Origin of the sequence: Prevotella marseillensis (assembly GCF_900625065.1) — a bacterium.
In the GTDB taxonomy this organism is placed as follows: Bacteria; Bacteroidota; Bacteroidia; order Bacteroidales; family Bacteroidaceae; genus Prevotella; species Prevotella rara.
This window is the reverse complement of the sequence record NZ_UYXY01000009.1, coordinates 13213-32988: the sequence shown is the minus strand read 5'-3', so window position 1 is coordinate 32988 and position 19776 is coordinate 13213. Positions and strand designations below refer to the sequence as shown.

At 52.8% G+C, this 19776-nt stretch carries 12 protein-coding genes; 3 read left to right on the top strand and 9 right to left on the bottom strand.

Annotated elements, in window-relative coordinates; all coding sequences use genetic code 11:
* Positions 1 to 270 precede the first annotated feature (270 nt).
* From EJL04_RS15730 to EJL04_RS15715, 4 genes are all read right to left on the bottom strand, one after another.
* On the bottom strand, positions 271 to 1368 hold the full coding sequence (locus EJL04_RS15730; RefSeq protein WP_206429396.1) for a metallophosphoesterase: 1098 nt from the start codon (positions 1366 to 1368) through the stop codon (positions 271 to 273).
* 161 nt (positions 1369 to 1529) lie between these two features.
* Positions 1530 to 2825 carry a TolC family protein gene (locus EJL04_RS15725; RefSeq protein WP_021853577.1) on the bottom strand — a complete coding sequence of 432 codons (1296 nt, stop codon included), beginning with the start codon at positions 2823 to 2825 and terminating at the stop codon, positions 1530 to 1532.
* A gap of 24 nt (positions 2826 to 2849) precedes the next feature.
* Positions 2850 to 5957, bottom strand: a complete 3108-nt coding sequence (locus EJL04_RS15720; protein ID WP_125105613.1) for an efflux RND transporter permease subunit — start codon at positions 5955 to 5957, stop codon at positions 2850 to 2852.
* Positions 5954 to 6979 carry an efflux RND transporter periplasmic adaptor subunit gene (locus EJL04_RS15715; protein ID WP_021853579.1) on the bottom strand — a complete coding sequence of 342 codons (1026 nt, stop codon included), beginning with the start codon at positions 6977 to 6979 and terminating at the stop codon, positions 5954 to 5956. Before EJL04_RS15715 ends, EJL04_RS15720 begins: the two co-directional genes overlap by 4 nt.
* Before the next feature lie 207 nt (positions 6980 to 7186).
* Between EJL04_RS15715 and EJL04_RS15710 the strand changes: the two genes are divergently transcribed.
* On the top strand, positions 7187 to 8095 hold the full coding sequence (locus tag EJL04_RS15710; protein ID WP_053398688.1) for a helix-turn-helix domain-containing protein: 909 nt from the start codon (positions 7187 to 7189) through the stop codon (positions 8093 to 8095).
* Positions 8096 to 8287: 192 nt separating this feature from the next.
* Here EJL04_RS15710 and EJL04_RS15705 read toward each other — a convergent pair whose 3' ends face one another.
* Positions 8288 to 9505: a 3-deoxy-D-manno-octulosonic acid transferase gene (locus EJL04_RS15705; protein WP_125105612.1), complete on the bottom strand. Its 1218-nt coding sequence runs from the start codon at positions 9503 to 9505 to the stop codon at positions 8288 to 8290.
* 22 nt (positions 9506 to 9527) lie between these two features.
* Positions 9528 to 11045: a glutamate--tRNA ligase gene (gene gltX / locus EJL04_RS15700; RefSeq protein WP_021853582.1), complete on the bottom strand. Its 1518-nt coding sequence runs from the start codon at positions 11043 to 11045 to the stop codon at positions 9528 to 9530.
* A 106-nt stretch (positions 11046 to 11151) separates the two neighbouring features.
* Here gltX and EJL04_RS15695 point away from each other — a divergent pair, with 106 nt between their 5' ends.
* Positions 11152 to 13242 carry an HD family phosphohydrolase gene (locus EJL04_RS15695; RefSeq protein WP_021853583.1) on the top strand — a complete coding sequence of 697 codons (2091 nt, stop codon included), beginning with the start codon at positions 11152 to 11154 and terminating at the stop codon, positions 13240 to 13242.
* Positions 13243 to 13466: 224 nt separating this feature from the next.
* Positions 13467 to 15137, top strand: a complete 1671-nt coding sequence (locus tag EJL04_RS15690) for a transporter (RefSeq protein ID WP_125105611.1) — start codon at positions 13467 to 13469, stop codon at positions 15135 to 15137.
* 414 nt (positions 15138 to 15551) lie between these two features.
* Here EJL04_RS15690 and priA read toward each other — a convergent pair whose 3' ends face one another.
* From priA to porN, 3 genes are all read right to left on the bottom strand, one after another.
* Positions 15552 to 17822, bottom strand: coding sequence for a replication restart helicase PriA (gene priA, locus EJL04_RS15685; RefSeq protein WP_125105610.1), 2271 nt, complete (start codon positions 17820 to 17822; stop codon positions 15552 to 15554).
* A gap of 171 nt (positions 17823 to 17993) precedes the next feature.
* The gene (locus EJL04_RS15680) at positions 17994 to 18617 is read right to left on the bottom strand and encodes a porin family protein (RefSeq protein ID WP_125105609.1); all 624 of its coding nucleotides are present in this window, start codon (positions 18615 to 18617) and stop codon (positions 17994 to 17996) included.
* Between the two features lie 68 nt (positions 18618 to 18685).
* On the bottom strand, positions 18686 to 19711 hold the full coding sequence (gene porN / locus EJL04_RS15675) for a type IX secretion system ring subunit PorN/GldN (RefSeq protein ID WP_053398704.1): 1026 nt from the start codon (positions 19709 to 19711) through the stop codon (positions 18686 to 18688).
* Between the last annotated feature and the right edge of the window lie 65 nt (positions 19712 to 19776).

Below are 19776 nucleotides of genomic sequence, written 5' to 3'. Positions count from 1 at the left end.
CAAAAACCGTCCCTTTATCCTTTATATCACATTCCGTCTTTCCTATTCCATCAGAATCCTTGAAAAAAGGCTATGAGTTAGGCTTGAAAAGTGGGCCACTTTTGCATAAAAAGTGGCCGAGTTACGATGCGTAACTCGGCCACTAACAGTTCGAAAGTAAATCGGTAAATATTTCTTAATAAATAGGCTTATTTTAAAGTTTAAATATTTAATCTGAAAGAAAAAATCATATAAAATGTTACGATTTTCAGGGGCTTTTTCTGACGACGGCTATTTGCGCCCCGTTATCGTGGCCACAACATACTCTGAACAGGTGCCTATGCGGAACTTGCCGCCCCAGATGCCAAGGCCCGAACTTACATAATATTGCGTGTTGCCGCGTTGCCACGGACCGTAAGAGCACTCGTAGATGCGGTCGGTTATCCACGATATGGGCCATAGCTGTCCGCGATGGGTGTGGCCGCTAAGCTGAAAGTCAACGCCGGCACGCTCGGAGCGGTCGAGATGATAGGGCTGATGGTCGAGCAGAATGGTGTATCTGCTTCTGTCTGCACAGCGCATAAGCTCCGCCACGCTGCGGCGGCGCGGGTTGGTGCGGTCGTCGCGGCCAATGATGCACAGTTGCCCTACGTTTGCTATGCTGTCGCGCAACAGCGTTATGCCGGCGTCGGCAAAGAACTTCTGCGCCTGCGGCTCGCCGCTGTAATACTCATGATTGCCAAGACAGGCATACACCGGAGCGTTGAGACGGCGCAGCTCTGACGCCATGTTCTCCTCGATGAGCGGACGCATGCTGATGTCTATCATGTCGCCGGCAATAAGGATAAGGTCGGCATGCTCGGCGTTAATCATGTCCACCCAGCGCGCCAGCTCCTTGCGGCGGTTGTGATAACCGAGATGAAGGTCGCTCATCATGACCACCTTGACGGGAAGTCCGAGATGCTTGTCGGTGGTGAGTTGTATGGTATGACGCACCTTGTTGTTATAATGAATGTTGCCGGCAATGAACACAAGCGCTACGACGGCAAACAGCACCGTGGACACGATGCAGTTGGAATAGAGCCATGAGCGCGGCACTATGTGCAGAAGCCGCCCGAGGTCGAGCAGCAGAAAGGCGATGACGAGATAAAGAAGGATGAATATGGAGGAGTTGCCCACCTCGTAACATGCCGAAGCCAGATTGAGGGGAAGGCCGTCGATGGCACGCGAAAAGTTAAGAAACAGGGTGAGAAATGCCGCCAGACCAACGCCCACCACGGCCCAGCGCCAGCCCGCCGACAGCGGCAGGAGACACCACACATGCCACAGAACATAGGCAAGGCCGACGAACGGCAGCACGAAGAAAAGAACAAACCACATTGTTTTCATTGTTTTAAGTATGGCTGCAAAGTTACATCTTTCGCCGCACTTACGGCACGGCAGCAGCACGAAAAACGGGATAATGGTAATATTTTCGGTAAAACATGCACAACTGACAGGCAAAAAAAACACGCCCGAAGATTTCTCTCCGGGCGCAAGTCAAAACAATACTATCTACCTGTTAACTGAAGATATTGAAGAGTCAGTATTTTATAATTGCAATAAGTTTCAACGAAGCGGTCGCGGCTCTGCGTGTATTGCGTCTGAGCCTTCAGCAGGTCGGTCATGGTGGCGGTTCCGGCGCGATAGTAGCTGTTGTTGAGCCTCAGGTTTTCGGCAGCCTGCTCTATCGACTTGCAGGCTATGCCCAGCTGGGTGTAGGCCGTGTTGAGGTCGTTCCATGCCTTCTGCATGCCGATGACGAGCAGCTGCGACTTGTCCGTAAGCTCGGTCTGCGCGTCGGCAACCTCCATCTTGCGGCGCTTTATGGCGTGGCTTCCGCCCCACCATGCCGACAGCGGCACGTTGACCGTGGCAAACACTACGCCGAACGAGCGGCTGCAGTCGAGCAGATCGTGATACATATATCCGGCGCCTACGCTCACCGTAGGCATGTTCTTGCCCACGTCGAGCTTCTGCTTCAGCCTCGTAGCCTCAACGTTCTTTTCGAGCAGGCGGTATTCGGGCGTAAGCTGCAATGCCGACCGGTGGTCGCTCTTCAGCGAGGCGGGCGACTCGGGCATCTCGCCCACCCTGATGTCTGACACGAGGACAAAGCTGCTGTCCTCGAGTCCGAGATATTGCGCGAGCAGCATTCTTGCCACAGCGATGTTGCCCTCAAGGCTTACGCGGTTGCTCATGTTGTCGTTCTTCTCGAGCTGCACCTGCAGCAGGTCGTTCTTCAGCGCCACGCCGGCATTGACCGAGTTGTTCACATCACGATAAATGCGCGTGAGCATGGTGTCGGCCACGTGCAGCGTGTTGAGTTTTTCGTTAAGAGCCACGAGCTGCCAGAAATACTGTTCGGCTGTAAGTTCCACGTCGTTTTCCGACTTCTCGAGCTGCAGCTTGCTAACATCAACGCCAAGTCCGGCAAGCTTGTTGCCGTTGACAATCTGTCCGCCGGCAAACAGGGGCTGAACTGCCGTAACGCCTCCCATGAGTCCGTTTTTGCACATCTCCATGGCCATGTCGGGCTGAAGCTGCATCTTGGCCATGCCCTTGTCGGCATTGAAGCCCATGCCGGTGGCACTGACAATGGGAAAATAGTTGGTGAAGGCCTCTTTCTTTGTCTGCTCTGCCTCAGCCACTGCGTTCTTGGCGTTGACCATCTTGGCATTATGGCTCACGGCCATGCTGCGGCACATCTCGGGCGTGAGGCCCGTCTGAGCCTGCACAGCTGCCGGACTAAGAACGGCAAGCAGACCGCAGAGGGCGCGCCCGATTAGTTTTATATCATTGTTCATAACACTTTCTTATTTTTACTTTTATCATTCATTTTCAAGTTTCAGTCCTGCCTCACGGCGCTTTGTCGATCCGCTCATCATCAGCCAGTAGGCCACGGGCAGCACGGTGAGTATGAGCAGCATCGTAACCAGCGTGCCGTAACATATAACAGAACCCATGGGCATCCACAGACCGCTGCCGCCGAGAATCATCGGGATGACACCCATTGAGGCAGCCGCCGAGGTAAGGAAGATGGGACGCATACGACGCTTGGCCGAAAGGAAGATGGCCTCGTGGGCGGTCAGTTTCTCCTTTTCGCGCAGCTCTTCGGCATAGTCATACATTATTATGGCGTTGCGCACCAATATACCCATCAGGCTGATTATGCCGAGGAAGCACGTAAGACTGAACGTTACGCCTGAAATAACAACACCCAAGCTCGTACCAAATATTGTCATGGCAAGCGACACGAGCAGCAGGACGGCGGTGTTGATGCGGTGGAAGTGCCATACAAGAATGAAGAAGATGATGACCACAGCCACGGCAAGAGCCGACAGAATCTGCGGCAGCGACTCCTGCGACTCGGCATACTCGCCGCCCCACTCGGCCGTAACGCCAGAAGGAAGGCGCGACGTGTCGAAGTTTTTCTGCAGTTCGGTGGTCAGCTCCATTACATTCTTATCGTTGACAACATCTGCCATCACGGTGATGGTGCGCAGGCCGTTGCGGTGGGCTATCTGACTGTCAGCCCATACAGGCTTAATATCGGCTATCTGACGCAAGGGCACCACGGAGAGTCCGCCGCTGACGGGTATAAGCTCGTCGGCAACGTCACGGATAGCAGACGAGTCGGCATTAGTGCCTTTAAGGCATACGCCGTAGTTATAGTCGCCGTCCCATATCGTGCCGAGACTTATGCCGCTGCTGTTATAGCGCGTGGCGAGCGTGGCCTCAACCATGGCGTTGGTTACGCCCATGCGGCCGGCCTTGGTTTCGTCGAGCACTACGTCGGTGGTCAGCAGAGGCTCATTGACGTCGTTGCGCACAAGCATTAGGTAAGGATTGTTACGCCACAGGCGCGTTACGGAGTCAGCAACCGACTTAAGCTGCTGCCAGTCATCGCCCGTAAGCCTTAGCTCAACAGGATTGGCATCCTGCGAATAAGACAGCTGCTTAAACCTCACATAAGCGTCGGGGAAGTGTGTGGCATACTTCATGCGGTAGTCTTTCAGCAGGGTCTCAGTATCGTGGTTACTCTTCGTATTGACGATAAACTGTGTATAGTTAGATCCGCCAAACTGCGGCGCATAGGCTGCATGAAAACGCGGCGACGAAGTGCCCTTGAACGATGCCACCGACACCACGCGGCTGTCTTTGCGCAGAATATGCTCCAGACTGTCGGCAACGGCAGCGGTGCGCTTGAGCGACGTGCCGTCGGGAAGGTAAATCTCAACGGCAAACTGGTTGCGCTCGGCCGTAGGCATCATCTTCTGCGGCAGCTGTGACACCATGACTGAACCAATCACTATGCTTGCCACGCCGACAGAAACGGTGATGTAAGGATGGGCAAAGCAGCGGCCTATGAGCCAGTCGTAATAGCGCTGAACGAGGTCGAGGAACGAGAACTTCTTCTTACCCCCTGTGCCAACAGGCTTGCGTATGAAGTAGAACTGCAGGAACGGCACTATAAGCTCTGCCACCAGAAGCGATATGAGCAGCACGATGGTGATGGACCACGGGAAATAAAGCAGGAAGTCGTGATACATTCCCTTCGTAGTAAGCAGAAACGGGAAGAACGTGATGCTTATGGCAAGCGTGGCCGAAAATATCGACTTGAAGAAATGGGTGGCACTGCTGATAGATGCCGTCCAGCGCGATTTGCCCTCGGCAAGCATCTCCATGTAGCTGTCGATTATCACGATGGAGTTGTCGACAATCATGCCAAGCGTAACAATAAGAGCAGCCAGCGTAACCGTGTTGAGCTCTATGCCGAACGCATAGAACAAACCTAATGAGATGAAAATAGAGATAGGGATGGTGGACGCCGCCACAAGAGCGACGCGCATCGGCAAGAACAGCATTATCACTATTACGACGGCTGCTATGGCAATGAGAAGCTCACGGAGGAAGTTTACGACGCTGTCGTTTACCACTTTGGTCTGGTCCGTTATAGTAAAGATGGTTACGTCTGACGGCAATGTCGACTTAAACTCGTCCATCACCTTTTCGATGTCAGCTCCCATGGCCGTTATGCTGCGGCCCTTCTTCATCTCCACACTCAGCACAAGACACTTCTGTCCGTTGTTGGTTACATACGACGACGGCTGGGGATACTCGCGCCTTATCTTGGCAACGTCCTTCAGACGTACCACGTTGCCTGACGGATCGGAGTAGACAACGAGCTGCTCAACATCGCCCACCACGTTGAGCGAGCGCTCCACCTGTATCGGACTGTCGTAGCCGTTGCCCTTCTGCGTGCCGGCAGTGGTAACGAAGCCCTTGGCAAAGAGGCTGGCGGCAATGGTGTTGGAGCCTATGCCGTAGTGGGACATCTTGTCGCTGTCGAGATATATTGATATCTGCTCCTTCTGCATTCCCAATACGTTCATGCGGCCGATGCTCTCAATGCGGCGCAGCCTGTCTTTCAGGTCGTCCATATAGTCGTTGAGCTCGCGGTAGGTCTTGTCCTTGCTCTCCATGGTTATGAGCAGGGCCGACGTGTCGCCGAAGTCGTCCTGAACCATGAGCGCAAGCACACCTGAAGGCAGCTGAGCCTTGAACGTGTTGATGCCGTGCTTGAACTTGCTCCAGAAGTTGTCCTTGTCGGTGCCCGACACATCATCGTTAAGCTCTATCTGTATTATGGCCATGCCGTTGCGGCTGTACGACTTGGTCTTCTCTTTCTTTACTTCCTTATATGAGAATATGTAGTTTTCGAGCGGCTTTGTGAGCTGTTCCTCAACGTCCTGTGCCGACACGCCCGGATAGACGGCTACAACCACACCCTGGCGCACCGTGAAGTCGGGAAACTCGTTCTTGTTCATGTCAGCCAGACCGTATACGCCGAAGGCCACGAGACAGCATGCCACCATTATCACTATCTGGCGATAGTGCATGGCCCACTCTACGATGTTTCTTTTCTTCTTTGTCATAGTTCTGCTATTTTAGTTCCCTCGCTGACCTTCTGCTGTCCGCCGACAATGACCTTGTCGCCGGCGCTTATTCCGCTGTTAATCACCACGCGGCTGCCTACGCTCTCGCCCACCTCCACATAAGTCTTGTGAGCCTTTCCGCCTACGGCAGTCCACACAAAGGTGCGGTTGTCGGTGTCTATCAGTATCACATTGGCAGGCAGGGCCACGGCCGTGGCTGAAAGATTGTCGCCCACATAGGCTTCACACACCATGCCCGGCAGCAGTTTATGGCCAGAGTTAGACACTTCTATCTTCACCTCGTAAGAGCGCGACAGCGGGTCGGCAGCCACACCCTTCTCGGCCACGCGGCCGCTGCAGCTCATGTTCTGCAGTGCCGGCACGCGCACGAGGGCGCTCTGACCGACTTTTATGCCAGACATCTCGTCTTCGGGCACGGCAATCTTTATCTTCACCTTATTAATACTTACCAGCTTTATCACGGGCATGCCGGGGGCGGCGTTCTGTCCTGCCTCGACAAGTTTCTCGGCCACGTATCCGCTGTATGGGGCATAAAGACGGCAGTCAGTCAGACTCTTGCGGGCAATGTTCTCGGTTGACACAGCCTGGCGCAGCTTGCTCTGCACTTCAATCCACTGCATCTCGGTAAGGCTTCCCTCGTCGTGCAGCTGCTTCATGCGCCTGAAGGCATCCTCAGCCTGCTCTCTCACGGCCTTGGCTGCATTGTAGGCATTGCGCACGCTGACAGGATCAACCTCGGCTATGAGGGCACCTTTCTTTACCATATCGCCCACAGACACATATACCTTTGTTACGGTTCCGCCCGAAGCAAAACTTAGAGCGGCATCGTCTGAGGCCTCTACCGTGCCCGAAAATTCCTGACTTCCACTTACGGGTACCGGCTCTGCCTTCTCTGTCTTCACCTTAACCGGCATCACCTCTCTCGCCTTTTCCTTGCCGGAGCATGATGCAAGAAGCACCACCGACAGCGCAAGGATTGCTAAATAACTTGCTTTGTTCATTTCCTTTGTATTTGTTCAAAAATTTTTTTGCAAAATTACGGATAAAGGCTTTTACTCTTGTGTTCTTATTTCCTAAACAAAAAATCCAAAAGTGGAGAATATGAACACTGCAAAGAATTTAGGAACACTATTATCTACTTTTAGATAGTTGCACTGTTTCAGTTAATATCTATCTTTGCACCCGAAGAACAAATTTTGACGCAACTTATGACAGATAACGAACTTAAAGTAGACATCGAATCAATAATCAACGAAGCCCAGACCGACTATTACGACGGAGACATCGTGGTAATGGAAAGCCTGAAGAACATCCCCACGGACAACCCCTGTAAGCTTGAGTTGCTGATAGTTATATATTGTGCCAGAGGAAGAGTTGAGTGCTGCATCAACGACTCTTACCACAGACTTGAAAAAGGCAATATAATGATATGTCTGCCTAACTCGCTCGTAACCGACATAAATACATCAGACGACATCGACCTGAAGATTCTCGGACTCTCGAGCAAGGCTCTTTTCAGAAGTCTTGACCTCAGCAAAAACTTTTGGAACATCGTATTATACGCATCTCATCACCCCGTGATAAGCCTCAACAGCGAAAAACAGATACTGATGAACAGATTCTACAGTCTGTTGCAGTTTAAGCTGGAAAGCATGGACGGGCTGTTTCACAGGGAAATAATGCGCTCGCTCTTTCAGTTTGCGTTCTATGAACTGGCCGAACTTATAGCATCATGCACAGACAATACTATATACAACGGGGTGATAAGGCAGGGCGACCTGCTGTTCAGGCGCTTCATGGAGCTGCTGGCCGAGAACGGAGGCATGGAGCGATCGGTGAGTGCGTATGCCGAAAAACTGTGCATAACGCCCAAATATCTTTCGTCGCTGTCGAAAAAGGTCAGCGGAAGGACTGCGCTGAGCTGGATTCACCAGTTTACCATTGACGCGATAATAAAGAGACTGAGATATTCAAACATGACAATAAAGGAAATTTCGGACACGATGAACTTTCCTAACATATCATTCTTCGGAAAGTTTGTAAAGTCGCAGACTGGCATGTCGCCAAGCGAATACAGAAGAAACATGTACTCGTTTGACAGAAGACCTATAAGATGAAAAACGGATACTGCATGCCTGACTTCATCATATATCTCGGGAAAATGTACAGGTCAAAGCAGCAGAAAGACTGCGGCTGAAAATATAAAAGACCTTACATCACATACAAAGAAAAACACAAAAAGACAACAGCGCGTCGCCGTGTGAACGGCAGGCGCGCTGTGTCCTTATATTCATTAGCCAACAAAAAAATCAGAAATTAACTGCCGAGAGTATCTTTCCCGTTGCTCCGGCCTTGCTGCTTACATATTGCGCAGCCTTGTCGCCGTCTGCCTTGCGGAGGCTGTCGTCGGCTATATAGCCGTTCATCAGGCTCTCAAACTGCTGATAGCCGTCAATCTGACGGCCGCCGCCCGATGCGAGCAGGTCTTGCGCTTCCTGGAAACGCTCGTTGTTAGGACCGAATATCACCGGTATGTTCCATACCGCCGCCTCGAGCACATTGTGTATGCCGACACCGAAACCGCCGCCAACATACGACACATGGCCGTAGCCATAAATGCTGGAGAGCAGACCGAAACAGTCGATAATGAGAATCTTTGCATCGGCAACGCTCTCAGGAGTGGCCTCGGTATACCTCACGGCCTTGCCCTTCAGCTTAGACAATATCTGCTGAAGATGGTCCTCGCCGATAACGTGCGGGGCAATAATAAGCTTCCAGTCGTCGCGGCCGTTGAAATATTTGATGAAGATGTCCTCATCGGGAGGCCAGCTGCTTCCGGCCACAAACACTTTATAGTCTTGTCTGAAGGCCTCAACTATAGGCAGACTCTTGGCCTGGCTCTTTATCTGCAGCACACGGTCGAAACGTGTGTCGCCCGTAATCTCAACATCAGTGATGCCGAGCTTGGCTAACAGCTGCCTGCTGACTTCGTTCTGAACGAAGAAACGTGTGAAGCACTTAAGCACATTGCTGTAGGTGCGGCCATACCAGCGGAAGAACACCTGATTGGGCCTGAATATGCTGCTCACGCTGTAGACAGGCACATTGCGGCGCTTCAGTATGTGCAGATAGTTCCACCAGAACTCATACTTGATGAAGAAAGCCACTTCGGGATGCACCAGATTAAGGAATCTGCGCGCATTGAAATATGTGTCGAGCGGCAGGTAACATATTATGTCGGCTCCCTCATAGTTCTTTCTGACCTCATATCCTGAGGGCGAGAAGAATGTAAGAAGAATCTTAAGCTCGGGATGCTCGCGGCGCAGGCGCTCCATGATGGGGCGGCCCTGCTCAAACTCTCCGAGCGACGCCGCATGGAACCACACATAGCGTGAGCCGGGGTCAACGCTGTTCCTTAGCACTCTGAAGGCCTCACGCTCGCCCCGCCACATCTTCTTTACCTTATCGTTGAACAGGCTCATCACGGCCACGCCCAGCGTGTAAAGGCTGATAACAATTTCGTACACGGCTTATGCTTGTTTGTTAGGTCTATTTAAGCACCTCGATTGCACGGCGCAGACGGCGCAGCGTCTCTTCCTTGCCGAGGAAAGCAGAAATGTCGAACATGCCCGGACCCTTGCCTTCGCCCACAAGAGTAAGACGGAAAGCATTCATCACGTCGCCCAGCTTGTAGCCCTTGCTCTCGACCCAAGCCATGACGATGTGCTCCTGATTCTCGAGCGAGAAATCGTCAATGCCCTCAAGCACCTCGGCAAGCTCGCCCATAACCTGAGCCGAATTTTCCTTCCAGCGCTTACGCACGGTCTTCTCGTCATACTCTGTAGGAGGAATGAAGAAGAACGAGCAGAGCGGCCAAAGCTCCTTGACGAAGCTTACACGGTCTTTCATCATAGAAACGACCTTGGTTATGCGCTCCATAGACTCGTCGATGCCGTTGCCTGCAACGATAGGTGCAAACAGCTTAGAAATTTCCTCATTGCTCTTGCGCAGGATGTATTCGTGATTGAACCAGATGCCCTTCTGATAGTCGAAACGCGCTCCGGCCTTGCTGCACTTCGTTATGTCGAACTGCTCAACAAGCTCGTCGAGAGTGAACATCTCCTGCTCTGTGCCCGGATTCCAGCCCAGCAGCGCAAGGAAGTTGATGACTGCCTCGGGGAAATATCCCTGCTCGCGGAAGCCGTTAGACACCTCGCCTGTCTTAGGATCGTGCCACTCCAGCGGGAACACGGGGAAGCCCAGGCGGTCGCCGTCGCGCTTGCTCAGCTTGCCCTTTCCGTCCGGTTTGAGCAGCAGAGGCAGATGCGCAAAGCGCGGCATAGTGTCTTCCCAGCCGAAGGCTCTATAAAGAAGCACGTGCAGCGGTGCGCTCGGCAGCCACTCCTCGCCACGGATAACGTGGCTGATCTCCATCAGGTGGTCGTCAACAATGTTTGCAAGGTGATATGTAGGAAGTTCGTCGGCGCTCTTATAAAGAACCTTGTCGTCAAGAATATCGCTCTTTATAACAACGTCGCCGCGTATCATGTCGTTAACGTGAACGTCCTCGCCCGGCTCAATCTTGAAGCGCACTACATACTGGTTGCCGTCGGCTATCAGTCTTTCAACCTCTTCGGCCGGCAATGTGAGCGAGTTGCGCATCATCATTCGCGTATGGGCATCATACTGGAAGTTCTTTATCTCCTGGCGTTTTGCCTCAAGCTCCTCGGGCGTATCGAAGGCAATGTATGCCTTGCCGGCATCGAGCAGCTGGTCGACATATTTTCTGTATATCGCACGACGCTCGCTCTGACGGTAAGGACCATGTTCGCCGCCGAAGCTGACACCCTCGTCAAACTTGATGCCAAGCCATCTGAACGACTCTATGATATACTCCTCTGCGCCCGGAACAAAACGGTTTGAGTCTGTATCTTCTATTCTGAAAACGAAATCGCCGCCATGCTGACGGGCGAAAAGATAATTATACAATGCGGTACGTACGCCGCCTATATGCAACGCCCCGGTAGGACTTGGTGCAAAGCGCACCCTTACTTTTCTTTCTGCCATTTATTAATGAAGATAAGATAAATTTTGTGCAAAATTACAACTTTTTTAGCAAAGTGGCGTATTTTTTTATTATTTTCGCAGTGTAAAGCATTTAATACGAATAGAAATGGGCAAATTCAACAAAACTGACAAACATTATTTCAGAAACATCCTGACACGAGTGTCGCTGGTGGTTACAGCCGTGATCATCATCGTGGGCTTCCTTCCGCGCAACAGCGGACCGCAGTTCAGATACGACATAGGCAAGCCGTGGATGTACAGTTCGCTGATAGCCAAGTTCGACTTTCCTATCTACAAGACCGACGAGGCCATTAAGGGAGAGCAAGACAGCATAATAAAGGCCTTTGAGCCTTACTACAACTATAACACGGCTGTAGAGAAGGAGCAGATCGGCAAGTTTCTGAGCAAATACAAGGAGGGCATACCCGGACTGCCCTACAACTATGTTACGACCATTGCCGACAGGCTTCACCGCCTGTATCAGGCAGGAATAATGGACACGCCCGAATACTCAGAGATAAGCAAGGACACCACAAGCACCATAAGGATTGTGAGCGGCAAGAAGGCCACCAACGCCGAAATAATGTGCATCTACTCGACGATGACGGCCTATGAACAGCTGTTCACCGACCAGAAGCTGGCCGAACAGAGGCAGATACTGCAGAAATGCAACCTGAACGAATATATACAGCCTAACCTCAACTATGACGAGGAGCGCAGCGAGACCGAGAAGGCCGACCTGCTCAGCACGATACCGCTGGCAAGCGGAATGGTGCTCAGCGGACAGAAGATAATTGACCGCGGCGAAATTGTGGACGACCACACGTACAGGGTGCTCAACTCGTTTGAGAAGGAGACGCAGAGGCGCAGCGCAACGGTGAGCGCCATACCGTCGACAATAGCCGGACAGATACTCTTCGTGGCCACGCTCATAATGCTGTTCACCACGTATCTCGGCCTGTTCCGCAAGGACTACTTTGAAAAGCCGCGCAGCATCACCATGCTCTACACGATGATAACGCTGTTCCCGATACTCGTGTCGGTGATGATGAGCCACAGCATACTGAACGTCTACGTGCTGCCGTTCACCATAGCACCGATATTCATACGCGTGTTCATGGACTCGCGAACGGCCTTCATATCGCACGTAACGATGATTCTGATATGTGCCGCCGCCGTGAAATATCAGTATGAGTTCATCATAGTGCAGCTTGTGGCGGGCCTCGTGGCCATCTATTCGCTGCGCGAACTGTCGCAGAGGGCGCAGCTGTTCAAGACGGCCGTGCTCGTGACGATAGGCAGCAGCGCCATGTATTTCGCGCTGCAGCTGATGCAGGACAACAACATCACGTCGATGGACCACAGCATGTATAAATACTTTATCGTGAACGGCGTGCTGCTGCTCTTTGCCTACCCGATGATGCTCATCATCGAGAAGGCGTTCGGGTTCATATCAAACGTTACGCTCATTGAGCTGTCAAACACCAGCAAGGACCTGCTGCGCCAGCTCAGCGAGGTGGCTCCGGGCACATTCCAGCACTCTGTCATGGTGAGCAACCTTGCCGCCGAGATAGCCAACAAGATCGGAGCTAAGGCGCAGCTCGTGAGAACAGGAGCCATGTATCACGACATAGGAAAGATGAAGAACCCGGCCTTCTTCACCGAAAACCAGGTGGGCACCAACCCGCTCGACAAGATGCCGCGCATAGAGGCGGCACAGATCGTGATAAGCCACGTAACCGAAGGACTGAAGATGGCTGAGAAGTTTAACCTGCCGAGCATAATCAAGGACTTTATAAACACTCACCACGGAAGCGGCAAGACAAAGTATTTCTACATATCGTACAAGAACGAACACCCCGACGAACCCGTGGACGACTCGCTCTTCACATATCCGGGCCCCGACCCGTTCACGCGCGAACAGGCCATACTGATGATGGCCGACACGGTGGAGGCGGCATCGAGATCGCTGCCTGAATACACCGAGGAGAGCATATCCAACCTGGTGAACAGGCTCATAGACCAGCAGGTGAGCGAGGGATACTTTGTCTACTGCCCGATAACCTTCCACGACATAGCCGTGGCAAAGCAGGTGCTGACGGAGCGACTGAAGTCGATATACCACACGCGCACAAGCTATCCGGAACTGGCAAAGAAAAACAACAAGACCGAAAACACGCCGCCCGCAAAGCAATAAGGGCCGACGGCACAGCTGAAAAAGGTCGCCAACGCTGTTGTAGATGCAGCGCCGGCGACCTTTTTGTTTATGCACGTGTATGACACAAAAACTTGCACACATCTATATATTTGTGCATTAACATGCCGCTATCTTGTTAACAAAAATTAAACAAAAGACCGCATTTTAGGAAATAAAGGACAAGAATGATACCTTTGCAGCCAATTTATTTAAGGTTATTAAAGATGAATAAAACAAAATTAATCTGCGCAGCTCTTGCACTGTCAGCAGCCGCAACGGCCAGCGCAGGCGGTATTCTTACTAACACCAATCAGAACATTGCTTTCCTGCGAAATCCGGCTCAGGATGCCGTGATTGGCATTGCCGGCGTGTACAGCAACCCTGCCGGAGTGGCGTTTATGAACAACGGATTCCATCTGTCGCTCAACATCCAGAACGCTCACCAGACGCGTGAGATAACCTCAACGTTCGCTCCGTTTGCCTATGGAGCCAAGAACTTCGGCAACACCACCAAGACTTTCAAGGGCGAGGCCAACGCCCCAATCATACCGTCGATACAGGCGGCATACAACAAGAACAACTGGAGTTTCCAGTTTAACTTCGCCATCACGGGCGGAGGCGGCAAGTGTGTGTTCGACGACGGTCTGTCGTCGTTTGAGGGCAACATAGCCCTGCTGCCGCTGCTGTCGCAGAACCTCGACGTGCTGACAAACGAACTCGGACTGGGCTCGCTGGGCCTGCCCACGGTGTCGCAGTATGACATGGACACATACATGCGCGGACGCCAATACTACTACGGCTTTACGCTCGGAGCGGCACGCAAGCTGAACGACAACTGGTCGGTGTATCTGGGAGCACGTGTGCTATACGGCAACTCTAACTATTACGGCTACGTGAAGAACATCAAGGCCAACATAAACGGCGAGATGGTAAGCGCGCCCGAGACGTTCAAGAACCTTTCGGCACAGGCTGCCGTGGCTGTGGGCACATACACAGAGATGGCCAACATGTATCAGCAGGCAGGCGACATGGCCAACGCAGCCAAATATGCACAGCTGGCAAAGGACTATAAGGTGAAGGCCGTGATGCTGGGTGCGCTCGGCTCTGCCACAGAGGACGTAACGCTTAACTGCGACCAGACAGGATGGGGCATCGCGCCGATAATCGGTGTTGACTATAAGACGGGCGACTTTAACTTTGCCGCAAAGTATGAATTCAAGACGCGCATGCGCCTGAAGAACCGCTCTGCCAACAGCGAGAGTGCCAAGAACCTGGAGCAGCTCAACCGCTATACCGACGGAATAGAGGTGGCTGAAGACTCGCCGGCTCTGCTGACGCTGGGCGCACAGTGGTCGCCGCTGCAGCAGCTGCGCATCTCTGCCGGATGGCACCACTACTTTGACACTGACGCAAAGCAGTTTGACAACCACCAGGACAAGCTCGGAGGCAACACCAACGAGTATCTCTTCGGTGCAGAATATGACATCAACAAGAGAGTGCAGGTGAGCGCCGGAGCGCAGTTTACGGAGTATGACTTCACCGACAGCTACATGGAGGACATCAGCTTCAACGTAAGCTCTTGCTCTGTGGGCCTGGGCGTGGGCATTAAGCTGACCGAGAAGATGAAGCTCAACCTGGCTTACTTCCAGACATTCTACAAGGACTACAAGCGCGAGACCAACGACTACTACAACATCTCCGGACTGGCCGGAAAGGTTATCGGCAACGTGGCCAACGAACTGCTGGGCCCGGAGGCTGCACAGGTGGCCGTAGACAAGACCACGGCACTGCTGACCACGCCTGACCCGTCGACAGGAAAGAGCATGCTTTACGGCGCCGACACGTTCACACGCACCAACCGTGTGTTCGGCATCGGACTTGACATCGACTTTTAATTCCTACGCAATGTAATGCAACTGATTATCAGTGCGTTACGAGCATCATAATCTTACTTTTGCAAAAGGCCGCCTTTTATCGTCTAAAAGGTGGCCTTTTACGTTCCAATATGTGGCCTTTTGGAAGGCAAAAGACCACATATTGGAAATACATATATAATCAACCATTTTTTCAGCGGCAACAGCAGGCTCTGCAGCCGGTTAAGAATGACGTGGTTAAGCCTAAACCGGCATCATTATTCTGCCTGTTGTTTTGCTTTATTCAGAGCGTATTTCCATCTGTTATTTAGCAGGCATAGTACGCCATGTCAAGAAAAGCGGACGGAAAAACGACAACAGAAAACGGAAAGACGGCAGAGAGCCAGAATACACAAAACAGACAACACAATGTGCGGTCTGATGTCCTGATCGGGATTAAAGGGGGTCGACATCGAAATAAATCTGAACAGAACGATACTTGGCGTCCTGCCCCATCATGGCCTGTGCCTTGCGCAGATAGAGGCGCACCTTGGCAAGGTCGATGCCGTTTTCGAGCTTCAGCATAATCTTGCGTATGTTGAGCGTCTTAACCTTCGACACCGAAGGCTTGTCGGGACCGAGCACACGGCTGCCGAACCAGCCGCGCAGTATGTCGCCGAGACGCATGGAAGCGGAGGCCACCACGGCGTCGTCGCGATGCTTCAGAAAGACATATATCAGATGGCAGAACGGCGGATAGCAGAACGCCTGGCGCTCCTCGAGCTGGTCGGCAAACAGTCCTTCGCAGTCGTTGCGCACCACCTGCGTTATGACAGGCAGCTGCGGACTCTTGGTCTGCAGTATCACGAGGCCCTGCTTGCCCTTGCGCCCGGCGCGTCCGGCCACCTGCGCCATCATCATGAAGGCATGCTCGTAGGCACGGAAGTCGGGATAGTTGAGCATGCTGTCGGCATTCAATATGCCTACCACACTCACCTTGTCGAAGTCGAGACCCTTGCTCACCATCTGCGTGCCTATCAGAATGTCGGTCTTATGCGCCGAGAAGTCGCTTATCAGCCTCTCATAGGCGTTGCGCGTGCGGGTGGTGTCGAGGTCCATGCGTGCCACGCGGGCATCGGGAAACAGCTCCATCACGTAGTCTTCCACCTTCTCCGTGCCATATCCGCGCCCACGCAGGTTGCGGCTTCCGCAGCAGGGACACACCTCGGGCACGGTGTATGTCGTGCCGCAATAGTGGCACGTAAGCTGTCCGAGGCTCTTATGGTATGTGAGCGACACGTCGCACTTGTCGCAGTGTGGCACCCATCCGCACTCGCGGCACTCTATCATCGGCGCGAAGCCGCGGCGGTTCTGAAACAGTATGGCCTGCTCGCCGTTGTCCAAGGCCTTGCGCACGGCTGCCATCAGGCGGGGCGAGAACGGACCGCTCATCATCTTGCGGCGCTGCAGGTCTTTAATGTCCACCACCTCAATCTCGGGCAGGCGTATATCGTTATAACGCTGCATAAGGCTCACCAGGCCAAACTTGCCCGTATGGGCGTTGTTCCAGCTCTCGAGCGAAGGCGTGGCAGAGCCGAGCAGCACCTTTGCGCCAAACTTGCGCGCAAGCATTATGGCCACGCTGCGGGCATGATAGCGCGGGGCGGGGTCTTGCTGCTTGAACGACGTCTCGTGTTCCTCGTCGATGATGACAAGGCCGAGATTGGTGAACGGCAGGAGCACGGCCGAGCGCGCACCGAGTATCACGTCGTAGGGCGCGGCAGACAGCTGCTTCTTCCATATCTCCACGCGCTCGGCGTCGGAATACTTTGAATGGTATATGCCGAGGCGGTTGCCGAACACGCGCTGAAGGCGCTGGCGTATCTGCACGGTAAGCGCTATCTCAGGCAGCAGATAGAGCACCTGCTGCCGGCGCTCGATGGCCTGGCGGATGAGATGTATATAGATTTCGGTCTTGCCGCTCGACGTTACGCCGTGGAGCAGCACCACGTTTTTTTTCAGAAAGCTGAAAACTATATTGTTGTAGGCCGTCTGCTGAGCCTCGTTGAGCGGCTTTATCAGCTCTGGATGCGGCTCTCCGGCATTGTTCAGCCGGCCTATCTCGCGCTCGTAGGTGTTCAGGAATTTTCTTACGACAAGATTTCTGAACACTGCCGAAGTGCAGTGTGTCTCGTTCATAAGCTCGTCGCGGCTCACCTCGGCCACGGGTTCGGCACATGTGTCGCCGCTTATGGTGTCCCAGTGAGAGAGCGTGAGGAATGTCTCAAACACCTTAAGCTGGGCCGTAGCACGCTTCAGCACGTCGAGAGCCACACGTATGGCGCGCTCGCTGTGATATTCGGGCGCAAGCGACACATAGGTCTCGGTCTTTGCCGTGTATCCGTCCTCGCTCTTGAGTCCCGACGGCAGGGCAGCATTCATCACGTCGCCAACAGACGACAGATAGTAGTCGGCCATCCATCGCCACAGCTCTAGCTGCACGGCATTGACCACGGGAGCGTCGTCCATCACGGTAGATATGTCCTTAACATTGAAGTCGGGCTTGTTGTTGTGTGTCCTCACCACCAGCCCCACGTATGTCTTGCTCTTGCCAAACGGCACGAGCACCCTTATGCCCTGCCCCACGCGTCCGGCAAGACTGTCGGGCACGGAGTAGGTGAACAGGCTGTCGAGCGGCAGCGGAAGTATGATATCTGCGTAAGTCATCTGTTGTGCAAAAATACAGAATTATGCCCAAATGCACAAAAGATGAAAGTGCTTGTTTGCACAAAAACCATAAATGGCGGAATAAAGAGGAACAAAAAAAGGAGACATTTCATGCCGACGCAGAAATGTCTCCAATGGAATTATTCTATGCTTTTAAAGAATTTGCCCGGATCAGAAATAGTAGGCAGCAGAAATCTGCCATGTGTTTGAACGGCCGCGCAGCACGCTCTCAGCACCGTCGAGAACGGTTATCTCGCCTGTCTTGCCGCAAACGATGTTATAGTTGGCACCAACCTGCAGATGGCCTAACAGCATTACGCCGGCACCCACGTTGACACTGAAGTTAGAGGTATTAAGTCTCCATTCTGCCACGTCCTTATACAGGCTCTGGTTCTTGTCGCCGACGTTGAATCCAAACTGAGGTCCGGCTGCGAGATAAACTGCAGCAAGGCTTCCCAGACCGATGTCGTAACGGAGGTTGATAGGAATATTGATTGACTTCTGCTTCAGTCTTGTTGACACCAGAGTGTTGTCGTCTGCCTCAACATTGACCTCGCCTTCACGCTGGTCGTAGAGCGCAGAAGCATCGATGCCAAGGCCTATGATGGGGAGTGTGAACTTGATAGTCGGACCGATGAAGAATCCGGTGCGGTTTGATGTCTCGAATACATCATTACTGAGCGACATGTCTGTGATGTTAAGACCACCCTTGATACCAAACTTCAGCTGTGCGTTTGCCGGCACGGCGAAATAGGTTGCCGCTACAAGAACAATCAGTGTAAATAACTTTTTCATAAGCTTTCATTTTAAGTGTTTATAAATTTGGCTGCCCCGTCGTGGGGCAGTCGTTATCTTGTATTATATCAGTGTCTCTGTCTGCGCACCGTAACGCGTGCTGCCGATGATGAACCTGAAGAGCTCTTGCTCGACGAACGGCTCTTCTTCACCGTTGTAGACGAGCGGCGGTTCTTCTTCACCTTCTTGCCCTTCACCTTCACTTCGGCCTTTGCAATGCTGTCGAGCGAGTCCTTGCGTGCCTGGTCGCCCCAGATGTTTTTCTCAAAGGCGGCAAGCTCTCCCTCAATGCGCTTCTGCTCCTTGATCATGGCAGAGTCAGTGTGGCAATACTGGCTGAGCGTCTTGCCAAGCATGTTCGTGGTCTTGTATATCTTGCCCTTATACATGTTGCGCGTAAAATAGTCGTCCATGCTCATCGTGGCGGCATTGTTGAGGTTGCTCGTCATTATTATCTGCTTGCTCAGATAAGGAGCCAGGTCGTCGTATTTCACCCAGAAAAGAGGATACTTCTGCGCTCCGTCGCCGAAGTCGTCCTCACGCGACATGATAGGACACAGCGCCAAGACCTTTGTATGGAAGGTGGCAGAAGCCTGGTCGTAATATGCGCTCTCCTTTACATAGAACGACTTAACCTCGCGCGACGGAATGTCGCTGTTGTCCAGACGCACGCGGCCTCCGTTGCGTTCGTAGTATATGTGATAGTTGTCGAGAAAGGCCAGGGGCTTTACACGGGCAGAGTCGGTGAACACCTCGTTGCCGTCCAGACGGTACTCATACGCCTTTATGTCGCCACGCATCATCAGCTTGAAGATGTATGTGAACAGGTTCATCTGCGAACCTACAGGCTCTACCGGATAATAAAGGCCTGCATTGGCGTCCTCCTCGAGATTAATCTCACGGTAAATGTCGCGGCGCCACACCACATCCTCAGACATGCGGGCAGCCGTCGGATAAGAGATACGGGCACGGGTGGTAAGCGTCTGTGCGTTCGACTCGTTTTTCTGCTGCTGTTGTCTGCGGCGCGCCGCCGGCTGTGCAGACGCCTCTGCCATGCATGCTGCCAGCAAAAGCAGCACTGCGCACACACGCAAGGTGGGTCCGCCAGCCACCGTCTTGTGGCCATTTGCTATCTTCTTAAAGAACATGAATCTTGTCA